21 protein-coding genes, 1 tRNA gene and 1 pseudogene are annotated in these 23,423 nt (G+C 73.2%); 11 read left to right on the top strand and 12 right to left on the bottom strand.

Translation table 11 applies throughout. The features are described from left to right. The first annotated feature begins 82 nt into the window (after positions 1-82). Positions 83-2,215: a transglycosylase domain-containing protein gene (locus ACIBF8_RS18230; RefSeq protein ID WP_396784235.1), complete on the top strand. Its 2,133-nt coding sequence runs from the start codon at positions 83-85 to the stop codon at positions 2,213-2,215. A gap of 46 nt (positions 2,216-2,261) precedes the next feature. On the opposite strand, the gene ACIBF8_RS18225 is transcribed toward ACIBF8_RS18230, so the two are convergent. Together ACIBF8_RS18225 and ACIBF8_RS18220 are read right to left on the bottom strand one after the other, a co-directional pair. After that, positions 2,262-2,831 carry a GNAT family N-acetyltransferase gene (locus ACIBF8_RS18225; RefSeq protein ID WP_396784233.1) on the bottom strand — a complete coding sequence of 190 codons (570 nt, stop codon included), beginning with the start codon at positions 2,829-2,831 and terminating at the stop codon, positions 2,262-2,264. Continuing rightward, complete coding sequence (locus ACIBF8_RS18220; RefSeq protein WP_396784232.1) at positions 2,828-4,231, bottom strand: cobyrinate a,c-diamide synthase; 1,404 nt, start codon at positions 4,229-4,231, stop codon at positions 2,828-2,830. The genes ACIBF8_RS18225 and ACIBF8_RS18220 overlap by 4 nt, the downstream gene beginning before the upstream one ends. A 262-nt stretch (positions 4,232-4,493) precedes the next feature. Between ACIBF8_RS18220 and ACIBF8_RS18215 the strand changes: the two genes are divergently transcribed. Further along, positions 4,494-5,315, top strand: coding sequence for an SURF1 family protein (locus ACIBF8_RS18215; protein ID WP_396784231.1), 822 nt, complete (start codon positions 4,494-4,496; stop codon positions 5,313-5,315). Positions 5,316-5,334: 19 nt separating this feature from the next. Here the strand turns inward: ACIBF8_RS18215 and ACIBF8_RS18210 are convergent, their stop codons facing one another. The 4 genes from ACIBF8_RS18210 to ACIBF8_RS18195 all read right to left on the bottom strand — a co-directional run bounded on the left by ACIBF8_RS18210 (position 5,335) and on the right by ACIBF8_RS18195 (position 9,393). Continuing rightward, positions 5,335-6,927: an ATP-dependent DNA ligase gene (locus ACIBF8_RS18210; RefSeq protein ID WP_396784230.1), complete on the bottom strand. Its 1,593-nt coding sequence runs from the start codon at positions 6,925-6,927 to the stop codon at positions 5,335-5,337. Between the two features lie 111 nt (positions 6,928-7,038). After that, a complete protein-coding gene (locus ACIBF8_RS18205; RefSeq protein WP_030333429.1) occupies positions 7,039-7,245 on the bottom strand; it encodes a hypothetical protein in 207 nt (68 codons plus the stop codon). A 77-nt stretch (positions 7,246-7,322) separates the two neighbouring features. Further along, entirely contained in the window at positions 7,323-8,666 is a 1,344-nt protein-coding gene (locus ACIBF8_RS18200) for a dipeptidase (protein ID WP_396784342.1), read from the bottom strand. Between the two features lie 139 nt (positions 8,667-8,805). Further along, positions 8,806-9,393, bottom strand: a complete 588-nt coding sequence (locus ACIBF8_RS18195; protein WP_396784340.1) for a uridine kinase — start codon at positions 9,391-9,393, stop codon at positions 8,806-8,808. A gap of 373 nt (positions 9,394-9,766) precedes the next feature. Here ACIBF8_RS18195 and ACIBF8_RS18190 point away from each other — a divergent pair, with 373 nt between their 5' ends. Next, entirely contained in the window at positions 9,767-10,168 is a 402-nt protein-coding gene (locus ACIBF8_RS18190) for a rhodanese-like domain-containing protein (protein WP_145785474.1), read from the top strand. A 391-nt stretch (positions 10,169-10,559) separates the two neighbouring features. On the opposite strand, the gene ACIBF8_RS18185 is transcribed toward ACIBF8_RS18190, so the two are convergent. The 3 genes from ACIBF8_RS18185 to ACIBF8_RS18175 all read right to left on the bottom strand — a co-directional run bounded on the left by ACIBF8_RS18185 (position 10,560) and on the right by ACIBF8_RS18175 (position 14,120). Beyond that, positions 10,560-12,101 carry a cobyric acid synthase gene (locus tag ACIBF8_RS18185; RefSeq protein ID WP_396784229.1) on the bottom strand — a complete coding sequence of 514 codons (1,542 nt, stop codon included), beginning with the start codon at positions 12,099-12,101 and terminating at the stop codon, positions 10,560-10,562. Beyond that, positions 12,098-13,084, bottom strand: coding sequence for a cobalamin biosynthesis protein (locus ACIBF8_RS18180; RefSeq protein ID WP_396784339.1), 987 nt, complete (start codon positions 13,082-13,084; stop codon positions 12,098-12,100). Before ACIBF8_RS18180 ends, ACIBF8_RS18185 begins: the two co-directional genes overlap by 4 nt. A 301-nt stretch (positions 13,085-13,385) precedes the next feature. Next, positions 13,386-14,120 carry a single-stranded DNA-binding protein gene (locus tag ACIBF8_RS18175; RefSeq protein ID WP_396784227.1) on the bottom strand — a complete coding sequence of 245 codons (735 nt, stop codon included), beginning with the start codon at positions 14,118-14,120 and terminating at the stop codon, positions 13,386-13,388. Between the two features lie 304 nt (positions 14,121-14,424). Here ACIBF8_RS18175 and ACIBF8_RS18170 point away from each other — a divergent pair, with 304 nt between their 5' ends. Next, positions 14,425-14,832, top strand: coding sequence for an HPF/RaiA family ribosome-associated protein (locus ACIBF8_RS18170; protein WP_396784225.1), 408 nt, complete (start codon positions 14,425-14,427; stop codon positions 14,830-14,832). A gap of 231 nt (positions 14,833-15,063) precedes the next feature. After that, positions 15,064-16,065: pseudogene (locus tag ACIBF8_RS18165) on the top strand (alpha/beta hydrolase); the annotation flags it as partial. A 260-nt stretch (positions 16,066-16,325) separates the two neighbouring features. On the opposite strand, the gene ACIBF8_RS18160 reads toward ACIBF8_RS18165, so the two are convergent. Then, a complete protein-coding gene (locus ACIBF8_RS18160; protein ID WP_396784224.1) occupies positions 16,326-17,021 on the bottom strand; it encodes a hypothetical protein in 696 nt (231 codons plus the stop codon). Positions 17,022-17,181: 160 nt separating this feature from the next. Here ACIBF8_RS18160 and ACIBF8_RS18155 point away from each other — a divergent pair. Both ACIBF8_RS18155 and ACIBF8_RS18150 read left to right on the top strand, forming a co-directional pair. Continuing rightward, positions 17,182-17,254 (top strand) — tRNA-Arg (locus ACIBF8_RS18155). Between the two features lie 462 nt (positions 17,255-17,716). Continuing rightward, the gene (locus ACIBF8_RS18150) at positions 17,717-17,848 is read left to right on the top strand and encodes a hypothetical protein (RefSeq protein WP_396784223.1); all 132 of its coding nucleotides are present in this window, start codon (positions 17,717-17,719) and stop codon (positions 17,846-17,848) included. Between the two features lie 8 nt (positions 17,849-17,856). On the opposite strand, the gene ACIBF8_RS18145 is transcribed toward ACIBF8_RS18150, so the two are convergent. Both ACIBF8_RS18145 and ACIBF8_RS18140 read right to left on the bottom strand, forming a co-directional pair. Further along, the gene (locus tag ACIBF8_RS18145) at positions 17,857-18,273 is read right to left on the bottom strand and encodes a VOC family protein (protein WP_396784337.1); all 417 of its coding nucleotides are present in this window, start codon (positions 18,271-18,273) and stop codon (positions 17,857-17,859) included. 45 nt (positions 18,274-18,318) lie between these two features. Continuing rightward, positions 18,319-19,317 (bottom strand): hypothetical protein, encoded by a 999-nt coding sequence (locus ACIBF8_RS18140; protein ID WP_396784222.1) that lies wholly within the window; start codon positions 19,315-19,317, stop codon positions 18,319-18,321. A gap of 500 nt (positions 19,318-19,817) precedes the next feature. Between ACIBF8_RS18140 and ACIBF8_RS18135 the strand changes: the two genes are divergently transcribed. The 4 genes from ACIBF8_RS18135 to ACIBF8_RS18120 all read left to right on the top strand — a co-directional run bounded on the left by ACIBF8_RS18135 (position 19,818) and on the right by ACIBF8_RS18120 (position 23,394). Next, entirely contained in the window at positions 19,818-20,213 is a 396-nt protein-coding gene (locus ACIBF8_RS18135) for a VOC family protein (RefSeq protein ID WP_396784221.1), read from the top strand. Between the two features lie 118 nt (positions 20,214-20,331). After that, entirely contained in the window at positions 20,332-21,510 is a 1,179-nt protein-coding gene (locus tag ACIBF8_RS18130) for a sensor histidine kinase (RefSeq protein WP_396784220.1), read from the top strand. Further along, the gene (locus ACIBF8_RS18125; RefSeq protein WP_396784219.1) at positions 21,500-22,708 is read left to right on the top strand and encodes a hypothetical protein; all 1,209 of its coding nucleotides are present in this window, start codon (positions 21,500-21,502) and stop codon (positions 22,706-22,708) included. The genes ACIBF8_RS18130 and ACIBF8_RS18125 overlap by 11 nt, the downstream gene beginning before the upstream one ends. Next, positions 22,681-23,394 carry a response regulator gene (locus tag ACIBF8_RS18120; RefSeq protein ID WP_396784217.1) on the top strand — a complete coding sequence of 238 codons (714 nt, stop codon included), beginning with the start codon at positions 22,681-22,683 and terminating at the stop codon, positions 23,392-23,394. Before ACIBF8_RS18125 ends, ACIBF8_RS18120 begins: the two co-directional genes overlap by 28 nt. Positions 23,395-23,423 lie beyond the last annotated feature (29 nt).

Raw genomic sequence — 23,423 nt, 5'->3', positions numbered from 1 at the left:
GATCCCGACGTAAGCCACGTCACCACTCGCCGGTTTAAGAGTTCTTCTCATGTACGAATCGGAAATGTCATAACTTGACCACGTGAGCAACCGACCCCTTGCTGCCGCTGGTCGTCTCGTCCCTCTCCTGCGCGCCGGGCTGATCGCCGGAATCGTGATCGCCGCCGCCGCGTACCCACTGGTCGCCCTCACCGGGCTCGGCGCGAAGGCCACCGCGCACGCCGTGGACCAGAAGACCCGGGTGCTGAAAACCGCCCTGCCCGCCGAGACCTCGTACCTCTACGCCCCGGACGGCAAGACCGTGCTGACCATGTTCTACGAGGAGTACCGGCAGTACACCAAGCTGTCGGACATGTCGCCGAACATCCAGCAGGCGATCGTCGCGGCCGAGGACTCCCGCTTCTACCAGCACCACGGCGTCGACCCGAAGGGCGTGGCCCGGGCCTTCGTCTCCAACGCCCGCTCCAACGGCGTCTCCCAGGGCGCCTCGACGCTGACCATGCAGTACGTCCGGATGGCCCTGCGGGACAGCGCGACCACGCCCAAGGAGGTCCAGGAAGCCACCCAGCAGACCAGCCTGCGCAAGGTCAGGGAGATGCGGATGGCGCTGGACCTGGAGAAGGAGCTGAGCAAGGAGCAGATCCTGGAGCGCTACCTGAACTCGGCGTACTTCGGGCACCGGGCGTACGGCATCTACGCGGCCAGCGAGATCTTCTTCTCCAAGACCCCGAAGGACCTCACCCCGGTCGAGGCCGCCACCCTCGCCGGACTGGTCAAGTCCCCGTCCGAGTACGACCCGGCCGACTCCGACCAGAAGGAGGCCACCGGACGGCGCAACTACGTGCTGGACCGGATGAGCCAGCTCGGCTACCTCTCCCCCGACTCGGCCGCCGCCGCCAAGTCCGAGCCGATCCGGCTCAAGCTGACCACCCCACCGCACGACTGCGCCGCGGTGACGGAGAAGTACAACAGCTGGGGCTTCGCCTGCGACTACCTGAAGAACTGGTGGAGCGCCCAGCCCGCGTTCGGGGCCAACCGGCTGGAACGGATGGACAACCTGCGCCGGGGCGGTTACCGGATCGTGCTCAGCCTCGACCCGAAGATCCAGGAGGCGGCGGAGAAGAGCGTCGGCACCAAGGAAGCCACCGGCAGCCCGTTCGCCAACGGGATCGTGGTCTCCGAGCCGGGCACCGGGCGGGTGAAGGCGATGGCGGTGAACCGGACGTACTCGCTGGATCTGGAGGAGAACCCGCAGAGCTCCAATCCCGAGGCCGGACCAAAGGTGAAGGCCAACTACCCGAACACGGTGGCACCGCTGCTCGGCGGCGGTGACCTGGCGGGCTACCAGGCCGGGTCCACGTTCAAGATGTTCCCGATGCTGGCCGCGCTCGACGCGGGGATGCCCCTCTCCACCTCGTTCAACGCGCCACACCGCTACCGGTCCGAGGTCTACGACGGGTGGTCGCCCTCCAACGCCAGCGGCGCCATGTCCGGTCAGCAGACCATGTGGTCCGGCTTCGGCAAATCGGTCAACACGTACTTCGTGTGGCTGGAGGAGCAGGTCGGCGCGGACCGGGCAGTCCGGCTCGCCGAGCAACTCGGGCTGCGGTGGCGCACCGACGTCGACCGGGACCACGCGTCCCCGACCAAGGCGAAGAAGTGGGGCGCGTTCACCCTGGGCGTCTCCGACGCCACCCCGCTGGAGATGGCGAACGCCTACGCCGCCATCGCGGCCGACGGCCGCTACTGCGAGGCCATCCCGGTGCAAGCGATCATGAACCGGGACGGTACGCCGGCCACCTACGCCACCCCGGGCGGCCTGCACCGGGAGGTGGCCAAGCCACGCTGCCGGCAGGTGGTCAGCGCGGACGCCGCTCGGGCGGCCACCGACGCGGCCCGCTGCCCGACCGGCGACACCCCGGCCCGCGGCAGCTGCGGCGGCTGGTCCACCGCCGACACCGTGCGCGGCACGGTCGGGCGCCCGGTGGCCGGCAAGACCGGTACGACGGACAGCACCCGGTCGGCCTGGTTCGTCGGCTACACCCCGGAATTGGCCGCGGCGAGCTTCATCTCCGACCCGGACAACCCGTTCAACGCGGTCGGTGACGGGCAGTCCCAAATCCCGATCAAAGCGGTGTCGGAGACCCTGCGGGACGGCCTGAAGGGCACCCCGACCCGCCAGTTCACCCCGCCATCGGACGCCATCGTCGGCTGACCGGCGCGAGAGTCAGCAGGTCAGCGGGTCAGCGGGTCAGCGCGGCTCAGCGTAGGTCGGCGGCGACGAACGACCAGACCTCCAGATCCACCCGGCCACCGCTGACGAACCCGGCGTTGCGCAGCAGACCCTCGTAGCTGAATCCGGCCTTCTCGGCGACCCGGCGCGAGGCCAGGTTGCCGGGCGCCACCCGCAGCTCGACCCGTTGGAAACCGTGCTCCAGGATCAACGCGATGGCCACCGCGTCGACCGCCTCGGCGGCGAAGCCGTAGCCCCGCGCGTGTGCCGCCATCGCGTAGGAGACCTCGGTGAGGCGGGCGCCCCAGTCGGTACGCCGCGTCCACAGCGAGCCCACCACCTGGTCATCCTCCCGCCGGAGCACCGCGTAGTGGTCGCCCTCCCCGCTGTCGCGCCGCTGCCGGGCCAGGTCGGTGCACCAGGCGTGCCCGTCGATCGGGCCGGAGTCGTCGGGCAGCGGAAGCCAACGACGGGTCAGCTTGTCGGCGAAGATCTCCCCGGCCGCCGCCGCGTCCGCCGCCGTGAGCCGGCGCACCTCGGTGCGCGGGGTGGAGACGGTCAACTCCGGGAAGCGGCGCACCGCCACCTGACCGATCACACCGACACCCCACCGGGCTGCGCGGGCACCACCTCGCTCGTCGGGTCCGCCGCCGCCGCGGCGACCAACCGGGCGGCCGTCGCCGGATGACCGGCCCAGTGCAGGGTGAGCTGCGAGGCGTGCACGTTGCGCCAGACGAAGCCCTCCGGCGCACCGCCGTCCCAGCTCCACGCCGGCCGCTGACCGGCGCGGGGGGTGAGCACCGCGCGGTGCGCCTTGTGCCCGACCAGCACCGTGCCGGTGGCGGCGACCACGCTGTCGGTCTGGGCGGTCGCCTCCCGGTAGCCGGCCACCACCCCGTCGCGACTCACGCCGACCGCATCCAGGACACCGCACATCGGCAGCCCGTCCAGCTCCCGGGCCAGCCAGAGCAACCCGGCACCCTCGGCGATCACCGGACGTCCGGTCCGCGCCAACTCGGCCACCGCGATGCAGAGCCGCCGGTTGGCCGACAACTGCTCGGCGTACGCCTCGGGCAGCGCGCCACCGACGACCAGCGCGCGGGTGCCGACCGGCAGCGCCTCATCGCGCAGCGGGTCGACGACGACGACCTCGGCGCCGGCGGCCCGGAGCAACTCGGCGGTCTCCGGATGGCTGAAGCTGCCGCCCGGCCCACCGGCCAGCGCCACCAGCGGGCGGTTCGCCGGAGCGGCGAACGTGCCGAGGGCGTCCTCGGGAGACCAGGCCGGCGCCGGCAGCGGCGGAGCGGAGCGGGCCAGCCCGAGCAGCCGTTCCAGGTCGACAGTGGCGGCGACGGCCTCGCCCAGTCGGCGGACCGCCCGGCCGGCGTCGGCCGAGTCGTCGACCACCGGTGCCACCCCGTGCCGCCGCGACGGCAGCACCGCCGGCAGGTCCTGGCGACGCAGCGCGCCGTAGACCGGCACTCCCACGTCGTCCAACGCCTCGCGCAGCATCGCCTCGTGCCGCGACGACGCCACCCGGTTGAGGATCACCCCGCCGAGCCACAACTGCTCGTCGTACGAGCGGAAACCGTGCACCAGGGCCGCCACCGACTGACCCATCGCGGCCACGTCGACGACGAGCACCACCGGGCTGCGCAGCGCGGCGGCCGCGGCGGCGGTGGACTCCTGCTCCGGGCGGCCACCGACCGAGTCGTACAGCCCCATGCTGCCCTGCACCACGGCGAGCCCGGCACCGGCGGCGCCGTGCGCCACCAGCGGGGCGAGCCGGTCGACGCCGACCAACCGGGGGTCGATCACCCGACCCGGCCGACCGGAGGCGAGACCGAGGTAGGCGGCGTCGACGTGGTCCGGGCCGAGCTTGAACCCGGCGACGTCGACCCCTCGCTCGGCCAGGGCGGCGAGCAGCCCGATCGCCAGCGCGTTCTTACCGTGCCCGGAGGACGGCGCGCTGAGCACCAGGCGCGGCACGACGGTCATCATCGACTCCTCGCGAGCGGCGGCGGGTACGCGACGGGACGACCGAGGCCGATCCGTCGGCGTGACGATACCCGCCCGGCTGGCGACGTGAGCACCGCCAACCGGGCCCGCCCACTCAGCCCTGGCCCGGCCCCCTGAGGCAGTCCCGGCCCGACCCCGGCCCGCTCCCGGCCCGGCCCTGGCCCGCTCCCGACCCCGACGCTGGCCCGCTCCCGGCCCGGTCCAGGTCAGTGGCGCCGGTCATACGAGTAGCCTCGGTGCCGTGTACCGGTTCCTGCTGAGCCCACGCTGGCTGGGCGCCCTCGCGCTGACCCTGGTCGCCGCCGCCGTCATGGTGTTCCTCGGCAACTGGCAGCTGGACCGCTACCGGGGGCGGACCGAGGTCAACGAGCGGATCGACGCGGGTCAGCGAATGGCCCCGGCGCCGCTCGCCGACGCGCTGCGCGCGCCCACCGGCGGCGCGGGGACGGCCGGCCCGGCCCCCGCCGAGGACAAGGTCTGGACCCGGATCACCGTCACCGGCCGGTACGACCCCACGAACACCGTGCTGGTCCGGGGTCGGACGGTGGACAGCCGGGTCGGCTTCGAGGTGCTCACCCCGCTGGTGCTCGCCGACGGCACGGCGCTGCTGGTGGACCGGGGCTGGATCCCCCCGGCGCCCGGTGGGGCGACCGCCCAGCCGTCGGTGCCCGCCGCGCCGACCGGCGACGTGACGGTGGTCGGTCGGGTGCACGAGACCGAGAGCGGCGCCGGTGCGGTGGCCCGTCGCGACGGGCTGCTGGAGATCCGGCGGATCGGGGTGTCCCGGCTGGCCGGTGAACTTCCGTACCCGGTCTACGGCGCCTACCTGCTGCTCGACGAGCAGACCCCGGCGGCGGATCCGGTGTTCAAGGCGGTGCCGGTCGGGCACACCAACAACTGGCAGAACTTCGGCTACGTCGTGCAGTGGTGGCTGTTCGCGGTGATGGCCCTGTTCGGCTACGGCTGGGTGGCCCGCCGGGAGGCCCGCCGGGCCGCCGGCATCGGCACCACCGAGGCTCCGCTGGACCGAGCCGCCGAACCCGCACCGACCGCGACCGCCTGACGCGGGCCGCCCCGGTCGGTCAGCCGGTGGGACGGCCGGTGTGGATGGCGCGGACCGCGTCGATGGTGTCCGCCTCGGCGGCGGACTTGTCGTCGCGATAGCGCACCACCCGGGCGAACCGCAGCGCCATCCCTCCCGGATAGCGCGAGCTGGTCTGCACCCCGTCGAAGGCGATCTCCACCACCTGCTCGGGCCGGACCCGGACCACCCAGTCGCCGCGTTCCACCGCGAGGTCGAGGAACCGTTCGGTCTGCCAGCGCAGCAACTCGTCGGTGAGCCCCTTGAACGTCTTGCCGAGCATGACGAACTCGCCGGTGCGCGCGTCCCGCGCGCCCAGGTGCAGGTTGGAGAGCCAGCCCTTTCGTCGGCCACTGCCCCACTCGACGGCGAGCACCACCAGGTCGAGGGTGTGCCGTGGCTTGACCTTGACCCAGGCGGCGCCACGCCGGCCGGCGTCGTAGGGGGCGTCCGGTGCCTTGACCACCACGCCCTCCTGCCCGGCGTCGAGCGCCGCGGCGAACGCGGCGGCGGCCTGCTCCGGGCCGTCGACCTCCATCCGCCCGACCAGCAGCGACGAATCCACCGAACCGGCGAGGGCGGCCCACCGCTCCCGGCCGGGAAGGTCGATCAGATCCTCACCGTCGAGGTGCAGCAGGTCGAAGAAGTACGGGGTGAGCACCGTCGTGCCCGTGCTGGCGGCCGCCGCGAGCACCGCCGGGGCGACCGGTGTGCGCCCGGTGGTGCTGGGAGTGGTGCGTCGGGCGGCCCGACTCGACGTCTGCTGGAACGGCAGCGGACGGCCGGTCTCGTCCAGGCCGATCGCCTCGCCGTCGAGCACCAACTCCCGGCCGGGCAGGGCACGGACCGCGGCAACCACCTCGGGCACCCGGGTGGTGATCTCGTCGAGGCTGCGGGTGAAGACGGCGATGTCGGCACCGGAGCGGTGCACCTGGATGCGGATGCCGTCGAGCTTCACGTCGACCACTGCCGGCGTGCCGGTCGCGGCGAGCGCCTCGTCGACCGAGGAGGCGCTCTGCGCGAGCATCGGCGCCAGCGGTCGACCGACCCGCAGACCGAAGCCGGCCAGCTCGGCGGCTCCGCCGGACAGCGCGGCGACCGCCACGGCCCGCAGGTCACCGGCGAGCAGCAGCGCCCGGCGGACCGTCGCCACCGGCACGTCGGCGGCCCGGGCCACCGCGTCGGCGAGGAGGCCGGCCTGGGCGCCCTGGCGTAGCTCGCCACTGAACAGACCGGTGAGCAGGCGCTGCTCGTCGGCCGTCGCCGCCGCGTAGAGGGCACCGAGCAGTGCCCGACGCCGAGCCTGCGAGCCCGAGCCGTGCACCGCGGCGATCTGCCCGATGGCCGCGTCGACGGCGGCCACGGTCAGCGTCGGCTCGGCGGCCGGTGGTGGCAGGTCCCGCAGGCTCGCGTAGCCGACGCCGGTCTGCCGTTGGCGCAGCTCACCGGCGAGGTAGCCGGCGCCCGGCTCGACCTCGCCGGGGTCGAGCCGGCGCAGCGCATCAGCGAGCAGCTCCACCTTGGCACGCCGGCCGCTGGTGGCGCCGACGGCGGCGGAGGTGGCTGCCAGATCGAGGAACCGCACGCAGCTCATCCTGCCAGTCACCTCCGACACCGCCCGGGCATTGCCGTGCCCGGGGCGGTGTCGGCAGGTGCCGCCCGCTCACGCGGACGACGGGATCAGGGCCTGCTCCCGCAACACGCCCTACGCGGAGACGGGCTCCTCGATGCGCAACCCTCGGGCGCGGACCTCACCGGCGACCCGGGAGAGCACCGAGTCGAGGGCGACCAGGGCGGCGGAGAGCTCACCGAGCTGTTCGTTGAGCGTGTCCTCGGACCACGCGGAGACGTCGACGTCTCCCAGTGCGCTGACAGCGGCCCCCAACCGGGCCATCACCTCGTTCGTACTCATGTACGAAAGGCTATAACAGACGACGCCTCGACACGCCGTAAACTGCCAGATCAGGCCCGAAGTTGCCGTTCTGACGCCTAACCTGCCGCGGCCGCCACCTTGCCCAGCAACAGCGCCTCGGCGAGGCAGACCCGGGCGAACTCCCCGAGGTGCAGACTCTCGTTCGGGCCGTGCGCGCGGGCGTGCGGGTCCTCCACACCGGTCACCAGGATCGCCGCCTTCGGGAACATCTCCTGGAAGGTGGCGATGAACGGGATCGAACCGCCGACGCCGATGTCCACCGGGTCGGTGCCGTCCCAGGCGGCCCGGAAGGCCGCACGGGCGGCGTCGAACATCGGCCCGGACGCGTCGATCACGCACGGGTCGCCGTCGTGTTCGAACGTGACAGTCACCTGCGCGCCCCACGGCGCGTGCTGCTCCAGGTGCGCGCGCACCGCCGCGTACGCCCGCTTGGGGTCGTCGCCCGGAGCCAGGCGGATGCTGAGCTTCGCCTTCGCGGCCGGGACCAGGGCGTTCGGCGCCTCGCCGGTGGACGGCGCGTCGACACCGAGGATGGCCAGCGCCGGCTTGGTCCAGAGCCGGTCGGTGATCCGGCCGGTGCCGATGAACTGCACGCCCTCGGCGAGCCCCGCCTCGGCCCGGACCCGATCCTCCGGGTAGTCGACGGTGGCGCCCTCGCGGCCGACCAGCCCGGCCACGGCCACGTCACCGGCGTCGTCGTGCAGCGTCGCCAACAGCCGGACCAGGGCGGTGAGCGCGTCCGGCACCGCGCCGCCGAACATGCCGCTGTGCACCGCGTGGTCCAGCGTGCGCACCTCGACGAAGCAGTTGACGATGCCCCGCAGCGAGGTGGTCAGCGCCGGTACGCCGATGTCCCAGTTGCCGGAGTCGGCGATCACGATGACGTCGGAGGCGATCTCGTCGCGGTGCTCGGTCAGCAGCTGCTCCAGCGAGTCGGAGCCGTACTCCTCCTCACCCTCGATGAAGAGGACCACGCCGACCGGCAGCGCGTCGCCGTACGCGCGCAGCGCCGCGACGTGCGCCATGATGCCGGCCTTGTCGTCGGCCGCGCCCCGGGCGTAGAGCCGGCCGTCCCGCTCCACCGGCTCGAACGGGTCGGACTCCCACAGCGACTGGTCGCCGACCGGCTGGACGTCGTGGTGGGCGTAGAGCAGCACGGTGGGAGCGCCGGGCGGAGCGGCCCGACGGCCGATCACCGCCGGCTGGCCGCCGGATCGCACGATGTCGACGTCCAGGCCGCAGCCGCGCAGCAGCTCGGCGACCGCCTCGGCGGAGCGTTCCACGTGCGAGTGGTCGAAGCCCTCGAAGGCGATGCCGGGGATGCGGACGAGGCGTTCCAGGTCGGCCCGTACGCCAGGCATCTCCCGCTCGACGGCGGCCCGCACCTCGGACTCGGACATGATCGGTGAGGTCATGACCGGCATCGTATGCCGGCCTTACCGGGGCGTGCCGGCGGAGCCCGTACCGTCACCGCTCTCCGCCCGGCCGGCACCGACCGGGTGCGGCCCGGTCTGCCCTGCTCAACGGCTGGCGTCCCGCTCAACCGATCCGCACGTAGTACCGGTCCGCGTCGTGCGGCAACGTCGGCGCGCCGTCGACCAGCAGATCGGCGTGAATCGCCGTCTCGTCGGCGGCGAAGTGCGCCAGCTCCCCCGCATGCCAGCGGCGCAGCTCCGGCAGGATCTCCAGCCCGTCCCGGGCAACCGCGCGATCGAGCCGCAGCGGCGCGGGCGCGGTGACGAACACGGCCAGCGTCAACTCCGGCCGGACGACCGCTCGGGCTGCGGTGACCCCCTCCAACACCAGCACCGGTGCCACCGGCACCGGCACCGGCCGGGGCAGAAAGCGTTGCCGGACCCAGCTGTACCGCCGGTAGGCACCGGGCTCCCCCCGACGCAGCGGGGCGAGCACTCCCCGGTCGAGCCGGGGCCAGAAGGTGATCTGGTCGTCCCACCCATCGAGCAGGTCGTCGGTGTGCACCACCGGCGGTCGGCCGCCGAGCGGCCCCGCCAGGGCATCCGCGAGCCGCGCGGCGAACCGGCTCTTACCCGCGCCGCTCGGCCCGTCGACCGCCACCAGCCGGGTCCGCCCCAACCGCGCCGGGCCCGCGAGCACCCGACGAGCCATTTCGGCGTACGCCTCGACGACCGCCACGGTCGGCCGGCCAGTCTCCGGGTTCAGTGCAACCTCCCGTGGTGCATGCCCGAAGTATGCCGCCGCGCCCCCCGAACGGCGTGATCGACTCCGGGCTTCATCCGTGATCGACTCCGGTTCATTGAATTCGCGGTATCCCTGTCGGCGGGACACCGCGACGTCAGGAAAGCCGTGTCGATCATGTCGTGTGGGCGGTCGGCGGCGGCCACGGTGACCCGTCCGGCTGACCGCCCCGGCCGGGCACTGTCACGTCCGGGGGAATTGGGGCGGCGACGGGTGACGGGCGGCCCGTTCGCCGTCCGACGTGCCACCGAATCGGCATGATCGGGTGGTGCTCCGAGACGTGATGAGCCCCGGTATAGACGCCCTGCTCGAACAGGCCCGCGCCGGGCTGCACCGACTGACTCCGCAGCAGACCGTCGAGGCGGTCCGAGGCGGTGCGTTGCTGGTCGACACCCGTACCGAACTGCAGCGCCGCGAACAGGGCGACCTGCCTGGTGCGGTCGTCATCGACCGGACCGTACTGGAGTGGCGGCTCGATCCGGCCAGCGCCTGGCGGATCCCGGAGGCCACCGGCTACGACCGGGAGATCGTGCTGGTGTGCCGACAGGGCTACAGCTCCAGCCTGGCCGCCGCCAGCCTGCAAACCCTCGGGTTGCGTCGGGCCACCGACATGATCGGCGGCGTGGACGCCTGGCTCGCCGCCGGGCTGCCCACAACCGACCGCCCCGCCGACATCCGCCCCTGATTCCCGCCTCGCCCAATCCGTCGCCCGCCCGCCCAGCCCGTCCAGGCCGTCGAGCCCGCCGACCGCCCAGCCTGGTCGGCCCGCCGATCCCGCCGACCGCCCAGCCTGGTCGGCCCGCCGCCCACTCAGCCTGGTCGGCGCACCGCCCGCCCAGGCCGTCGAGCCCGCCGCCCGCCCACCCCGGCGGCCCGCCGCCCGCGCCAAGATCACGCTCGATCCAGGAACCAGGCCCCTCCGTCGCCCCGGAGGCCACTACGACAAGGATCGTGCGTGATCATGCCTCGCTGGGCCCGGCCCGGCCCCACACTCCGCGCTGCCGCCCCGGCCCCACACCCCGCGCTACCCCCGGGCACGGCCCCCGCCCGACAGTCCGGATGGGACGGCGGGCCGGTCACGCCGGTGGGGGGCCGGGTGGGATGAACGGGAGGTCCGCGGGCGGGCCGGTTTCGATGAGACGCCAGAGGGCGTCGGTGTCCAGATGTTCCTCGACCAGGTCGCCGAGCAGGTCGAGTGAGCGTTCCCGGGCGGCGGCGAAGCTGGTGGCCGGTGCGACCCGGAACCCGCTGCGGCCGGCCAGGCGAGCCGACTCGGTGAGGAACCACCGGCGGAACCCGTCTGACTCGAACGCCCCGTGCCAGTGCGTCCCGTGCACCGCACCGAGCACGGCTCCCTCTCCGACGCCGTCGTCGCCGGTCAGCAGCGGGGTCAGGCTGGGGTCGGTCTGTGAGACGTACCCGTGGTGGATCTCGTAGCCACGCACCGGTAGCCCGCCGTGGCCGGTGCCCACCGACTGCCGGACGGTCTTGCGCGGATCGAAGGTGATCTCGATGGGCAGCAGGCCGAGCCCGGACACGCTGCCCTGCCGACTCTCCACCGGGTCGTGGATGGCCCGGCCGAGCATCTGGAAACCGCCGCACAGGCCGAGCAGGGGCTTACCGGCCGCCACATGGGTGACCACCGCGTCGGCGAGGCCCGTCTCACGTAGCCAGGCGAGGTCGGCGACGGTGGACTTCGAGCCGGGCAGGACGACCAGGTCGGCGGCGGCGAGCTCGGCCGGTTCGATGGTGAGGCGTACGCGGACGCCCGGCTCGGTGGCGAGTGCCTCCACGTCGGTGGCGTTGCTGATCCGGGGTAGGCGGACGACGGCCACATCCAGCCATTCGGTGCCGTGCGGGGCGGCGGGTCGGCCGAGCACCCGACCGTAGGCGAGTGAGTCCTCCGCGTCGAGCCACAGGTCCAGTGCCCAGGGCAGCACGCCGTACGTGGGGCGGCCGGTGACCTGCCGCAGCATGTCCAGACCGGGCTGGAGCAGCCCCAGATCGCCCCGGAACTTGTTGATCACGAAGCCGGCGATCAGCGCCTGGTCGGCCGGGTCGAGCAGGGCCACGGTGCCGAACATCGAGGCGAAGACACCGCCCCGGTCGATGTCGCCGACGACGATGGTGGGCAGGTTGGCGTGCCGGGCCAGCCCCATGTTGACGTAGTCACCGGCCCGCAGGTTGATCTCCGCGGGACTACCGGCCCCCTCGCAGATCACCACGTCGTACGCCTCGCGCAGCTCGGCCAGCGCCGCGTACGCGGTCTCGGCGAGCCGTGGACGCAGCTGCCGGAAGGTGCCGGCGGTGATCGTGTCGACCGCCTCGCCCAGCAGCACCACCTGACTGGCCAGGTCGCTGCCCGGCTTGAGCAGCACCGGGTTGAACCGCAGGTCGGGTGCGAGCCCGCACGCCGCAGCCTGCATGGCCTGGGCCCGCCCGATCTCGCCGCCGCGCCCGTCCGGCCCGACGACCACCGCCGAGTTGTTCGACATGTTCTGCGCCTTGTACGGCGCCACCTTCATGCCCTGCCGGTGCAGCCAGCGGCAGATGCCGGCGGTGAGCACGCTCTTGCCCGCGTCGGACGTCGTGCCGGCGACCAGCAGCCCGCCGCTCACCGCCCGCTCCCCCGTCGCACCCCGATCAGTGCGCGCCTGCTCACGGCACCGACGAGGCGGCCGAGAGTCACCGGGTACGCGGCGGCCAGCCCGACGGCGGCCAGCCCCACCGCGCCGGAGATCCGGGCGGCCCGCTTCAGGTGCCGTGCCTCGGGACGGGGCCCGTCGCCGAGGAACGGCCGCACCTCGGAGCGCCCGAAGTAGACGTTGCGGCCGCCGAGGCGGACGCCGAGCGCCCCGGCCATCGCCGCCTCGCACTGCCCGGCATTGGGACTCGGGTGGTCGTTGCGGTCACGCCGCCACACCTGCCAGGCGCGCTGCCGGTCCCCGTTCGCTACTGGCGCGACGGCGATGGTGAGCAGCCCGGTCAGCCGGGACGGCACCAGGTTGAGCACGTCGTCCAGTCGGGCGGCCGGGGTGCCGAACCGCCCGTAGCGCGGCGACCGGTGCCCGACCATCGCGTCGAGGGTGTTCGCCGCGCGGTAACCCAGCAACCCGGGCAGACCCGCGACCGCGCCCCAGAGCAGCGGAGCGACGACCGCGTCGGAGGTGTTCTCCGCGACCGACTCGACGGTGGCGCGGGCCAACTCCGACTCGCCCAGCGTCGACGGGTCCCGCCCGCAGAGGTGTCCGAGACGTCGCCGGGCAGCGGGCAGGTCGCCGTCGCGCAGCGTCCGGCCCATGACGGTTGCTTCGTGCCGCAGCGTGCGACCCCCCAGCACGGTCCACGTGCCGGCCGCCACGAGCACCGCCCGGGTCACCGGCCGGTGCCGGGTAGCCACCGCGGCGGCCGCCCCGAGCAGCACCGGGCCGCCGACGGCCAGCGCGGTGAATGCCGTTCCCGCCGTCCGGTCCGGGCGGTAGAGGCGGCGCTCCAGTACGCCCGCGGCCCGCCCGAAGCCGGCCACCGGGTGCCACCGGCGTGGGTCGCCGAGCAACCTGTCCAGCGCGTACCCGGCGAGCAGCCCCGCCGCGTTCGCCATCGGCGCTGTCCGTCGCACCCGCACCACCTCCGGCCGGCCAGCCTAGACGAGCACCCCGTGCACAAACCCAACCCACGGTGCCGCACCGGCGACGAGAACCCGTGGAGCGAACAGGCGGGGCTGGCCCGCCGACGCTCGTCACGCGGGGTGACGACGCTGGTCGCGCCGCCACCCCGCCCCCGTCGCACCGCACCGCGCCGCGCCGCATCTTGGGGTGCCGTTGCGCGGCGGCATTCACGACCGGCACCGGACCTCAGGCAACTTGATCGCCATTCGACCGGCGACGGCCGGATCGATCGGGTCAGGCTGGCTGCGGGACCCGGCCCCGACCACGCCGCCCGCGACCGGACGGCGTCGACTCCGGCTGCCCCTCGTCCGGCACCGGCCCCAGTTCGAGGTCCAGGTCAACGTCGGCGTCGGCGTCGTCGTCGGTCGCACGGGGCGGCGGAGCCAACTCGGAAACCTCACCGCTCGCGGAAATGTCGTCGTCCTCCGGGACGGTGCCGAGCGGGTTGGTTCGCAGCTCGGCGTAGTCGGGCAGCTCGAAGTCGTCGTCCAGCGGACGGTCGTCGGGCAGCACAGGTGCCTCCCCGGTCGGCACCGGCTCGGTCGGCTCGCCCTGCACCCGACTCTCGGCCTCCCCGTCCTCGACGGTGCTGGTCGTCATGCTCGGCCGATTGCGCAGGAAGCGGGCCCGGCCCCGGGACAGGTCATGGCCGACGGCGACCGCCTCCAGCTCGTAGAGCGTGCGGTGGTTGCCGGCGTCGTCGGTCCAGTCGCGGGTGTAGAGCCGCCCGCAGACCACCACCGGATCGCCGACCATGATCGAGGCCGCTACCCCCTCAGCGAGCTTGCGCCAGCAGTTGACGCGGACGCGGAGCGAGTTGCCGTCAACCCATCGGCCGCTGTCCCGATCGAGTCGGCGGGCGGTGGAGGCGACCTTGAAGTTGGCCACCAGAGTGTTGCTCTGGGTCGTACGCCGCCATTGTGGCGCGGTCATGACATTACCGACAATCGTTACGTTGGTGTCGAACATCGTCCCTCCAGGGGGATCGGGGCCTGCCAGCGCGAGTCGACTCGACACCGAGCCTCGACGCTGAGGCGGGGCATCGCCAGCGCCCGGACCCAACCTGTGGACGACGAGCCCACCTGTGGACAACGCCCTGATCACGCTCGGATGTGGTACGCCCAACCCGCCCGGCCCGCCGCCCACGGTTTCCCAGCCATGTCGAACTGGGTAAGGACTTGATCAACGCACCACCGACAGCTCCACGTCGACGAGAGGTCAGCGCCATGATGATCACTACCATCGGCTCCGCGAACGCTTCCGAGGCGCGGCGATGAGCGCCGTGGCGAACCCGGCCACCGTGGCTGAGTGCCTGCGGGTGGGCGCCGGGTTCTCGCAGGGCGACCGCAACTGGATCGCCGAGCAGTTCGCCACCCTCGACGCCCGGCTCGCCGGCTTCCACGCCGACGCCACCGAGCTGGAGGTATCGGTGAAGGACCGGGAGGCGCGCGGCCAGAAGGTCACCCTGGAGTGTTGGATCGCCGGCCGGCAGAAGATCGTCACCACCTCCGCCGAGGAGGACCTGCACGCCGCCCTCAACGACGTCCGCGACGACCTGCGCCGCCGGCTCAACGACGCCAAGACCCGCCAGGAGCCTCGGCACAACAAACACCTGCGCGACCTCCCGCCGCCCCAGGCCGAGGAAGACGAGACCCCCCGCGCCGACGCAGAACCGGCCTAACCCCGCCCCGCCCCGCCCCGCGATCTTGCACTTTCTGTCGCCGAACAGCGGCATTCACCCCGTATGCCGGGACAGAAAGTGCAAGATCGCGGCGGCGGCGGGCGGGCGGGGGCCCGCAGGGTGGGCGCGGGGCGGGCGGGGGTAACGGGGGGTGGGCGCGGGGCGGGCGGGGGTAACGGGGGGCGGCGGCGGGGCTACCGCTGGGTAGGTTGGCGGCGTAGCGTCGCGTTCGTGGAACCGGACGTGTTGGGGCCGCCGTATGAGCGGCAGACGATCGACCTGGGCACCGACGACGAGGGGCCGGTAGTCGCGACCCTGGTCCGGCGGCGGGCCGAGGGCCCCACCGGGCGGGCCGTTCTCTATGTGCACGGCTTCGTCGACTACTTCTTCCAGACCCATCTGGCCGACTTCTTCACCGAGCGGGGCTGGGATTTCTACGCGCTCGACCTGCGCAAATACGGCCGCAGTCTGCTCCCCGGTCAGACCCCGAACTTCTGCCGCGACATCAGCGACTACTTCCCCGAGCTGGACGCCGCCGCCGAGATCATCCGCAGGGACGACGGGCACGAGACCCTGCTGACGATGGGCCACTCAACCGGCGGCCTGATCATCTCGCTCTGGGCGGACGCCCGCCGCGACACCGGCACCATCGACGGCCTGGTGCTCAACAGCCCCTACTTCGACCTGAACGCCCCCTGGGTGGTGCGTCGACCCCTCGCGGCCGCCGCGTCCCGGCTGGGCCGCAGCGCGCCGCACCGCATCCTCCCGTTCGGGCTCGGCACGGTGTACGGCGAGAGCATCCACTCCGACCACCGCGGCGAGTGGACCTACGACCTGGCGTGGAAGCCGCTGGCCGGGTTCCCGGTCCGGGCCGGCTGGCTGAACGCGATCCGCACCGGGCAACGGCGGCTCCGCGCTGGCCTGGACATCCAGGTGCCGGTGCTGCTGGCCTGCTCGACCCGCTCCTTCCGGGGCACCAAGTGGCACGACAACGCGACCCTGACCGACGCCGTACTGGACGTCGAGCACATGGTTCGCTACGCGCCCCGCCTCGGTCGCCACGTCACCCTGGCCCGCTTCGACGGCGGGTTGCACGACCTCACGCTCTCCGGCCCAGCCGTACGCAAGAAGGTCTTCGACGAGGTGGGCCGCTGGGCCGAGGCGTTCCTCGCCGCCGGCCCCACCGCCCCGGCCGACGCGGCACCGAGCGAGGCGGACCCGGTCAACGCAGCCCAACCCGACGCAACACACGCTGACGCAGCCCAGCCCGACGCGGCACACGCTGACACGGCCCAACCCGACGCAGCACACGCTGACACGGCCCAACCCGACGCAGCACACGCTGACACGGCCCAACCCGACGCAGCACACGCTGACACGGCCCAACCCGACGCCACCCCGGCCGACGCCGCACCGCCGAACGCGGCCGACACGGCAGGTGCCGCGACTACCCCCGCTCGCTGATCAGCCCGGACGGTGATGCCCGTCGCGGCTCAGATGTCACCGGGCGTCGCCGGGAGCACGGCACGGATCCGGTCGAACGTCGCCACCGGGTGCTCGCCGACGCCGGGCCGCACCAGACCCAGGCAGTACGGGGACACTTCACCGGTCGCGTCGGCCTGAACAATGAAGACCGGCGCGCCGACGTACCCCGGCGGTAGCTCCGTGGTGATCAGCACGGCGTCCCCGTCGCGGACCACCCGCTCGATCGCGACCTCCAGCGGGCGCGACCCGTCTTCGCGTACCCCGTGGGCCAGCACGAAAGCGGAACCCGCGTCGGCGCCGAGGCGGGCGACCACCTCGTGCCCGGCGGCGATCCCCGCAGGCACCGGCTGGACGCGCCACCGCCAGCCACCGTCGCCGGCATGGCGATGCAGGCCGGCGGTCGGCAACACCGCAACCCCGTCGCCCGGGAAGCGCGCCCAGCCGGGCACGATCTCGGCCTCGGCGATGACGGCCGGCGCGACCCCCGCCGGCTCGGTGACGCTCGCCCGCAGACTCAGCTCGCCACCCGGCGCCCCCACCAGGTCGGCCGCCGTCAACAGCGACTCCCCCACCGGGTCGTCGCCGCTGCGAAAGAAGAACGCGGTACCGAAGGCGTCCGGTGACCGGTACGGCAGGATGGCGCGACCAACGACCTGGCACAGCTCGTAGGCGACGTCGCTCTCGGCGTCGGAATCCAGCAACACCAGCCAAAGGTACGGTCCGAGGTCAGGCCGTTCCGCGGGAACCCGGATGACCGCTCCGGGGCGAACGTGAGACCCTGCTCGGCAACGCGGACGCGGGCACCCTTTTCGCCGCCGGGCTGTGGGACGGCGGTACCCTCTGGGCGCGACATCCACGTCACACGCGCCCGTAGCTCAGCGGATAGAGCAGGGGACTTCTAATCCCAAGGCCGCAGGTTCGAATCCTGCCGGGCGCACCCACCTCACCGCAGGTCAGCGGCTTACCGCGCCTATGCGTGCTCACAATTGCTCAGAGCGACCCGCTGCCAGTCGCTTCCTCCGAGAGCGACCGGGTAGCTGACCTCTCTGACTTGCTTGTCCTCAGTCTCGACTCCAAACCCTACGGGCAGTGGTTCTTGGAACAGTGCGGCCGAGCACTCGAACAACAACTCGACCACGCGAGGCGTGCCCTGGCGGCGCTGCGGCAACGTTCCGGCTGGAGTCACCGCCGCCCGGTGGACGGCTACTCGAATGCTCGGTCACGCTCGGCCGGTCGGCGCGGGACTCCTTCGTCGAGGGTTCACTGGTGGTCGGCGACGACTCCGGTCGCTGGCTGACTGTTCGGGCGCAGCTCGCCCCGGACGGCGACGAGGCCCGGCCCGGGGATCTCGTCGCGGGCCCCTACCGGGTTTCGTCGGCAGGGCAGCGACGTGCTGCAGATGGCCGTCAAACCCTGCGTCGTCGAGGCGTTCCGCAGGGGTTGGGGCAACGGCTACACCGAGTCGGAAGGGCTGGCGATCCTCGGCGGGTACCAACCGGCCCGCGACCTCGACCGCCCCGACACCTGGTAACGGCCTCCTCAGGCTGCGGTCGCCGCCACGCAGAACTCGTTGCCCTCCGGGTCGGCCATCACCACGTGTTGCTGGTCGACCTCCGCCAGGACACGTCCGCCGGCCCGCACCAGCCGAGCAGCCTCGGCCCTGATCCGCGCCCACCGCTCGTCCGGGCTGCCGTGGCCGGGCACCCGGATGTCGATGTGCAGCCGATTCTTCGCCGTCTTGGGCTCGGGCACGTTGAGGATGGAGAGATGCGGACCGGTGCCGTCCGGGTCGCACAGCCACGCGCCATGCTCGGGACGGTCGTCCTGCGGCAGGTCGAACTGCGCGTGCCACTCTTCGCGCGTGGCGAAGGGCGGTGACGGCGGTTCGTCGATGTAGCCCAGTGCCGTCTTCCAGAACGCGGCGAGCACCTGCGCGTCGGTGGAGTCGAGGGTCAGGGTGATGCGAGCTGCCAGACGGGACGGTAGCGCGCACCTCCGACTTTAGACGGGCCCCAGCAGGGCGGCCAGCGTGGCGTCGCCCTGGCCGAGCTGCGCCCCACCCGTCGGCGAGGCGACCAGGAAGCGCAGACAGCCGTCGAGTTCCACGTACCGGTCAAGGCCACCTCCGTCGAGCGGGCGCAGCACCGCGAAGCGGGACGCCGGGGTGGCACAGTCGACCACCGCCCGCCGGTTGGACAGCGCCCGCAACACGCCCGCCTGGCGCTCGGCGGGCAGCGGCCCGCCGTACACGAAATCACCCGCCGGCTTGTCGCCGCCCTGAATCGATGCGGGCACCTCGTAGACGCAGAGTCGCAGCGGCCCGGCGGCCGGGGAGGTGGCCGGTCCGGGCGGCCCGCCGCGGGCGTTCCTGGTCTCCACCCACACCATGTCCGTCCACTGTTGCGCGCATCCGGCGGCCTCGGCCGCCGCGGACTCGACCTGCCGGATGGTACGGATGTCCACCGTGGTCCATTGCGGCCCGGCCAACGCGGCGATCACCTCGGCGCGCGGCTTGCCGCACGAGTCCGTCGGCAGGCTGGGTCGAAGCCAACGCAACCGGTCGTCCACCAGGGCCAGCCACGGCGGGACGACCATGTCGAGGGTGCAGGCGACGTTTCCGCCGGTCTCCTGGCTGGGCAGGCGCAACGCGGTGAGCAGCGGTGCGATGTCCTTGGCCAGTCGCTCGGTGGCGATCTGCTCGTGGCCGCCGTTGGGGCCCGGCCGGATCTCCCGCCCGCAGATCACGGCCGCGACCGGGGTGAACCCGGGGTCGATGAAACCGGCCCTCGGGTAGTCGGCCGGCGGTGGTGGCGTCCCAGTGCTCGGCACCGAGATGATCTCGCCGGCCCGTGGGGCGTCCTCGGCACAGGAGGTCCACCCGGCGACGATGTCAGCTGGGTACGGCCCCACCGGAGTGCGCGGCACCTGGTCCGTGTCATTGCAGCCAACCAGCGCCACGCCGAGCAGTGCCACCGCCAGTACCGTCCGAGACAAGCGCATCCGGCTCACCACCTTTCCACCCGAGGATGAGACGGATGGCGAGTGCGCCCGGTTCCGGCCGCGCGGTCCGTGGCACGGCACTCGTGATCGACTCGGCTTTCGGGATGTCGGGGTGTCGCGGCGTCCCGGATGCCCCGACTTCCAGAAACACGAGTGGATCATGTGCCAGGCCGCCGGGCCGCCGGGCCGCCAGGCCGCCAGGCCGGCCGGACCGCGAGCCGCCAGGCCGGCCGGACCGCCAGGGCCCCGAGCCGCCAGGGCCCCGAGCCGCCAGGCCCGCCAGGCCGCCGGGCCGCCAGGCCCGCCAGGGCCGCCAGGCCCGCCAGGGCCGCCAGGCCCGCCAGGCCCGCCAGGCCGCCAGGCCGCCAGGCCCGCCAGGCCGCCAGGGCCGCCAGGCCCCGCCAGGGCACCGAGCCGCCAGGCCCGCCGGCGGCGTGACGCGGGTGACCGGCGGGGACGCCGCCGGCCGGGCCCGGGGCACCCGCCGGCATGATGGCCGAATGGCACACCTGGGACTTGTCGCGCTGCTGGTCAAGGAGTACGACGAGGCGATCGACTTCTACGTCGGCGACCTCGGTTTCGAGTTGGTGGAGGACACCGCCCGACCGGACGGCTCGCGCTGGGTGGTGGTCCGCCCGGCGGGTGCCCGGGAGACCGCGTTGCTGCTGGCGCGGCCGAGCACCGCCGAGCAGCGTGCCCGGATCGGCGACCAGACCGGCGGTCGGGTCGGCCTGTTTCTGTACACCGAGGACTTCGCCCGGGATCACGCCCGGATGGTGGCGGCCGGGGTGCGTTTCCTGGAGGAACCGCGGCATGAGGCGTACGGTTCGGTAGCGGTATTCGTCGATCTCTACGGCAACCGGTGGGACCTGCTTGAGCCGCGCACCGCAGGGTGACCCATTAGCGACACACTGCACACATAGGGTCATCCCGCACCGTCGGTCGTGCTATTGTCCGATGTCGATCTACGCCGCGTGGACCCGGACCGGGTCGTTGTCGGAAGGACACTTCCCGATGCCGGCCGTTGCCACCCCAACCGTGCCGCCGCCCACGCTGGACAATCCGGCGGGCGGGGCCCTGGGCCTCATCTTCACCACGTTGCCGGCGTTGCTGCGGCTGACCTGCGGGCTGTTCGGCGCGGCGGTGGCCGTGTCGGTGCAGACCCCACCGGTCGAGCGGGCGGTGTTGCTACCCGCGGTGGCCGTGCTGACCGGTTGGTCCCTCTGGTACGCATACCGCGCGCTGGGCCACGGCATCAACCCCGCCCTCGTCGCCGGTGACGTGGCGGTCACCGCGCTGACCTGCCTGCTCATCCCCGTCCTGGTGGCGCCCGAGGTGCTGCCCGGCGAGGGTAGTTGGATCGCCGTGCTGGCCAGCACCACGGTGATCAACACACAGGCCACCGCCCCGGCTCGTTGGTCGATCCCGGCCGGTCTGCTCGTGATCGCCACCTACGTGACCGGGGCGCACGCGGCCGGCAACCCCACCGAAGCGCGGGCGCACGCCGCCACGCTGCTGGCGCAGATCGCCTGCACGGCGATGATGGCGGCGGTCATGCGACGACGCATCGGCCGGGCGGACCGCGCCTTCGCCGAGCACCAGCGGCTGATTCGGGAGGCGGTGGTCGCGCGTGCCGCCCGCGAGGCCGAACGCCAACAGAATCGCGATCTGCACGACACCGTGCTCGGGACGCTGACCATGGTGGGGCTGGGCGCGGTGGCGGGGCCCTCAGCCGCCTTTCGCGAGCGGTGCGCTGCCGACCTGCGTACCCTCGTCGCACTCACCGACGTCGGCCCGGTGGCCGGCGACGGCCCGGTGCCGCTCGACGAGCGGTTGCGGTCGGTGGTCGACCGACTGCCGGAGCTCGCGGTGCGGCTGGACCTGGCGTCCTGTGCCGTTCCCGTCGGGGTGGCCGACGCGATCAGCGAGAGCGCCTTCGCGGCGCTGTCCAACGTGGTCCGGCACGCGCCGGGTGCCGGGGCCACGCTGCGATTGAGCCGGGACGCGATCACCGTCGTGGTCGAGGTCGTCGACGACGGCCCCGGCTTCGACCTGGCCACCGTCCCACCGCACCGGTACGGGTTGCGCGAGTCGATCCGCGGCCGGATGGCGACGGTAGGCGGGCGGGCCGACGTGCACTCGGCGGTCGGCGCGGGCACCCGGATTCGGCTGGAGTGGCCCGGTGTCGGCTGACCTGAACGCTCGGGCGCACCGCACCGACGCTCCGGAGGCACCGCAGCAGATCAGTGTTCCGACGCCCCGGGAGCCGGCCTCCACCGCGACGCTCGCCGCACCGGCCGCCGTCGCGCACGCGTCCGACCGGGGTGCCCGGATCGCCGCCGTCGCCATCGCGTTGGCCTGGCATGTCGCGATCGCGCTGCCGGCGGTGCTGGCCGCTCGCGCGGAGTTCGCCGCGCCAGCGGTGGTGCTCGGCGCCTGGATGCTGGTCGCCGGGACCGGCGCGGTGGCCGGGGTACGGCTGCTGCGGGGCTCACCGCTGCCGCCGTGGCCGCTGGCCGGGCTGCTGCTGGTCGTCGATGCGGCGGTCTTCGCCGCAGCGGGTGAGCGGCAGTTGTTCACCGCCGCGAACTGGGTGTGGGGCACGCTCGGCTGGTTCTTCGTGCTGGCGGTGTGGGGTCGGCGTGTGGTGGGACTGATCGCGCTGCTGGGCACGCACGCGTTGATCGCACTGGTCGCCGTGCTCTGGCACGGCCCCGACCCGGCCGACGTGGCCCGCTACGTGATGTACGTCTACGGCACGTTCTCGCTGCCGGTGGCGGTCTTCGTGGGCAGCACGGTCATCGTTGGCCTGGCTCGGGAGCGGGCCGCCGTCTCGGCCGCCGGTCACGCGATGGCCGCCGAGCGGGATGCCGCCGAGCGCGGCCTTCGGGAGCGGCGGGATCGACTCGCCCTGGTCAGCTCGGCAGCCGGGCGGGTCCTCGGGGACCTGGCCGCCGGTCAGGCCGACCCGGACGACCCGGAGGTGCAGCGCCGGTGCATGTTGGCCGCCGCCCGGCTGCGCCGCCTGATCGCCGAGTCCGATGATGTGCCCGACCCGCTACTGCACGAGTTGCGCGCCGCCGCCGACCTGGCGGAACGCAACGGCCTACCGATCGACCTGATCACCATCGGCACCCCGCCGCCACTGCCGGTGGAGGTCCGGCGCCGGCTGGCCGACCCGCTCACCGGCACCCTCGCCGATGCCAAGGGCTGGGCGCGACTGACCGTGGTCTCCGGCTCGGACGAGGTGGTGGTCGGCCTGGTCACGCCGGACCGGGAGGGGCCGGAGGCGACCGGCCCGCCGCCCGGGGAACTCGACGACGGGCCGGTGCAGTACCTCTACGAACGGGACGGGAACATCAGATGGGCGCAGACCCGGTGGCGGCGGTGACGGGCGATCGGCCGGTCGGCGTGGCGATCGTCGACGACCACCCGGTGGTGGTCGAGGGGGTTCGCGCCTGGCTCGCCACCGAGCCGCGCCTGACCGTGCTCGCCACCGGCGACGACCCGGACGAGGTGCTGCGGGCGGCGCCGCACGCCGACGTCGTCCTGCTCGACCTGCGGCTGCACGGGCGGATGGCGTTGGACAAGTTGGCCGAGCTGAGCGCCGCCGGGCGGCGGGTGGTGGTCTATTCGGAGCACACCGACCCGCAGACGATGCTCGCCGCGCTGGACGCCGGGGCGGTGGCGTTCCTGGCCAAGCACGAGGGCCGGGAACACTGCGTGGAGACGGTGCTGGCCGCCGCGAGCGACCGCCCGTACGTGCCGCCGGCGCTGGCCGGCGCGATGGTCGGCGACCCGCGCCCGGACCGGCCGATGCTCTCCGACAAGGAGCGGGAGGCGTTGCTGCTCTGGTTCCAGTCGATGTCGAAGGCGTCGGTGGCGCGGCGGATGCAGATCAGCGAGCACACCGTGAAGCAGTACGTCGACCGGGCGCGGATCAAGTACACCCGCGCGGGGCGTCCGGCCGCCACAAAGGCGGCGCTGCTCGCCCGTGCGATCGAGGACGGTCTCGTCCGCCCGGAGGAGATCGGCATCTACCGGTCACAGGCGACGTACGACCGGCCGACCCCCTAACAGGCGTCATGACAGGGGCCCTCCGGTCC

Source organism: Micromonospora sp. NPDC050276 (assembly GCF_044459545.1).
Lineage (GTDB): Bacteria > Actinomycetota > Actinomycetes > Mycobacteriales > Micromonosporaceae > Micromonospora.
This window is presented reverse-complemented; position numbering and strand designations above follow the sequence as displayed.

What these genes read in the sequence shown, in the direction of transcription:
- ACIBF8_RS18220 (WP_396784232.1), bottom strand. Translation starts at nt 4,231, where the DNA reads ATGACCGTCGTGCCGCGCCTGGTGCTCAGCGCGCCGTCCTCCGGGCAC.
- ACIBF8_RS18210 (WP_396784230.1), bottom strand. Translation starts at nt 6,927, where the DNA reads ATGAGCTGCGTGCGGTTCCTCGATCTGGCAGCCACCTCCGCCGCCGTC.
- ACIBF8_RS18205 (WP_030333429.1), bottom strand. Translation starts at nt 7,245, where the DNA reads ATGAGTACGAACGAGGTGATGGCCCGGTTGGGGGCCGCTGTCAGCGCA.
- ACIBF8_RS18200 (WP_396784342.1), bottom strand. Translation starts at nt 8,666, where the DNA reads ATGTCCGAGTCCGAGGTGCGGGCCGCCGTCGAGCGGGAGATGCCTGGC.
- ACIBF8_RS18195 (WP_396784340.1), bottom strand. Translation starts at nt 9,393, where the DNA reads ATGGCTCGTCGGGTGCTCGCGGGCCCGGCGCGGTTGGGGCGGACCCGG.
- ACIBF8_RS18190 (WP_145785474.1), top strand. Translation starts at nt 9,767, where the DNA reads ATGAGCCCCGGTATAGACGCCCTGCTCGAACAGGCCCGCGCCGGGCTG.
- ACIBF8_RS18180 (WP_396784339.1), bottom strand. Translation starts at nt 13,084, where the DNA reads ATGGCGAACGCGGCGGGGCTGCTCGCCGGGTACGCGCTGGACAGGTTG.
- ACIBF8_RS18175 (WP_396784227.1), bottom strand. Translation starts at nt 14,120, where the DNA reads ATGTTCGACACCAACGTAACGATTGTCGGTAATGTCATGACCGCGCCA.
- ACIBF8_RS18170 (WP_396784225.1), top strand. Translation starts at nt 14,425, where the DNA reads ATGAGCGCCGTGGCGAACCCGGCCACCGTGGCTGAGTGCCTGCGGGTG.
- ACIBF8_RS18150 (WP_396784223.1), top strand. Translation starts at nt 17,717, where the DNA reads ATGGCCGTCAAACCCTGCGTCGTCGAGGCGTTCCGCAGGGGTTGGGGC.
- ACIBF8_RS18140 (WP_396784222.1), bottom strand. Translation starts at nt 19,317, where the DNA reads ATGCGCTTGTCTCGGACGGTACTGGCGGTGGCACTGCTCGGCGTGGCG.
- ACIBF8_RS18135 (WP_396784221.1), top strand. Translation starts at nt 19,818, where the DNA reads ATGGCACACCTGGGACTTGTCGCGCTGCTGGTCAAGGAGTACGACGAG.
- ACIBF8_RS18130 (WP_396784220.1), top strand. Translation starts at nt 20,332, where the DNA reads ATGCCGGCCGTTGCCACCCCAACCGTGCCGCCGCCCACGCTGGACAAT.
- ACIBF8_RS18120 (WP_396784217.1), top strand. Translation starts at nt 22,681, where the DNA reads ATGGGCGCAGACCCGGTGGCGGCGGTGACGGGCGATCGGCCGGTCGGC.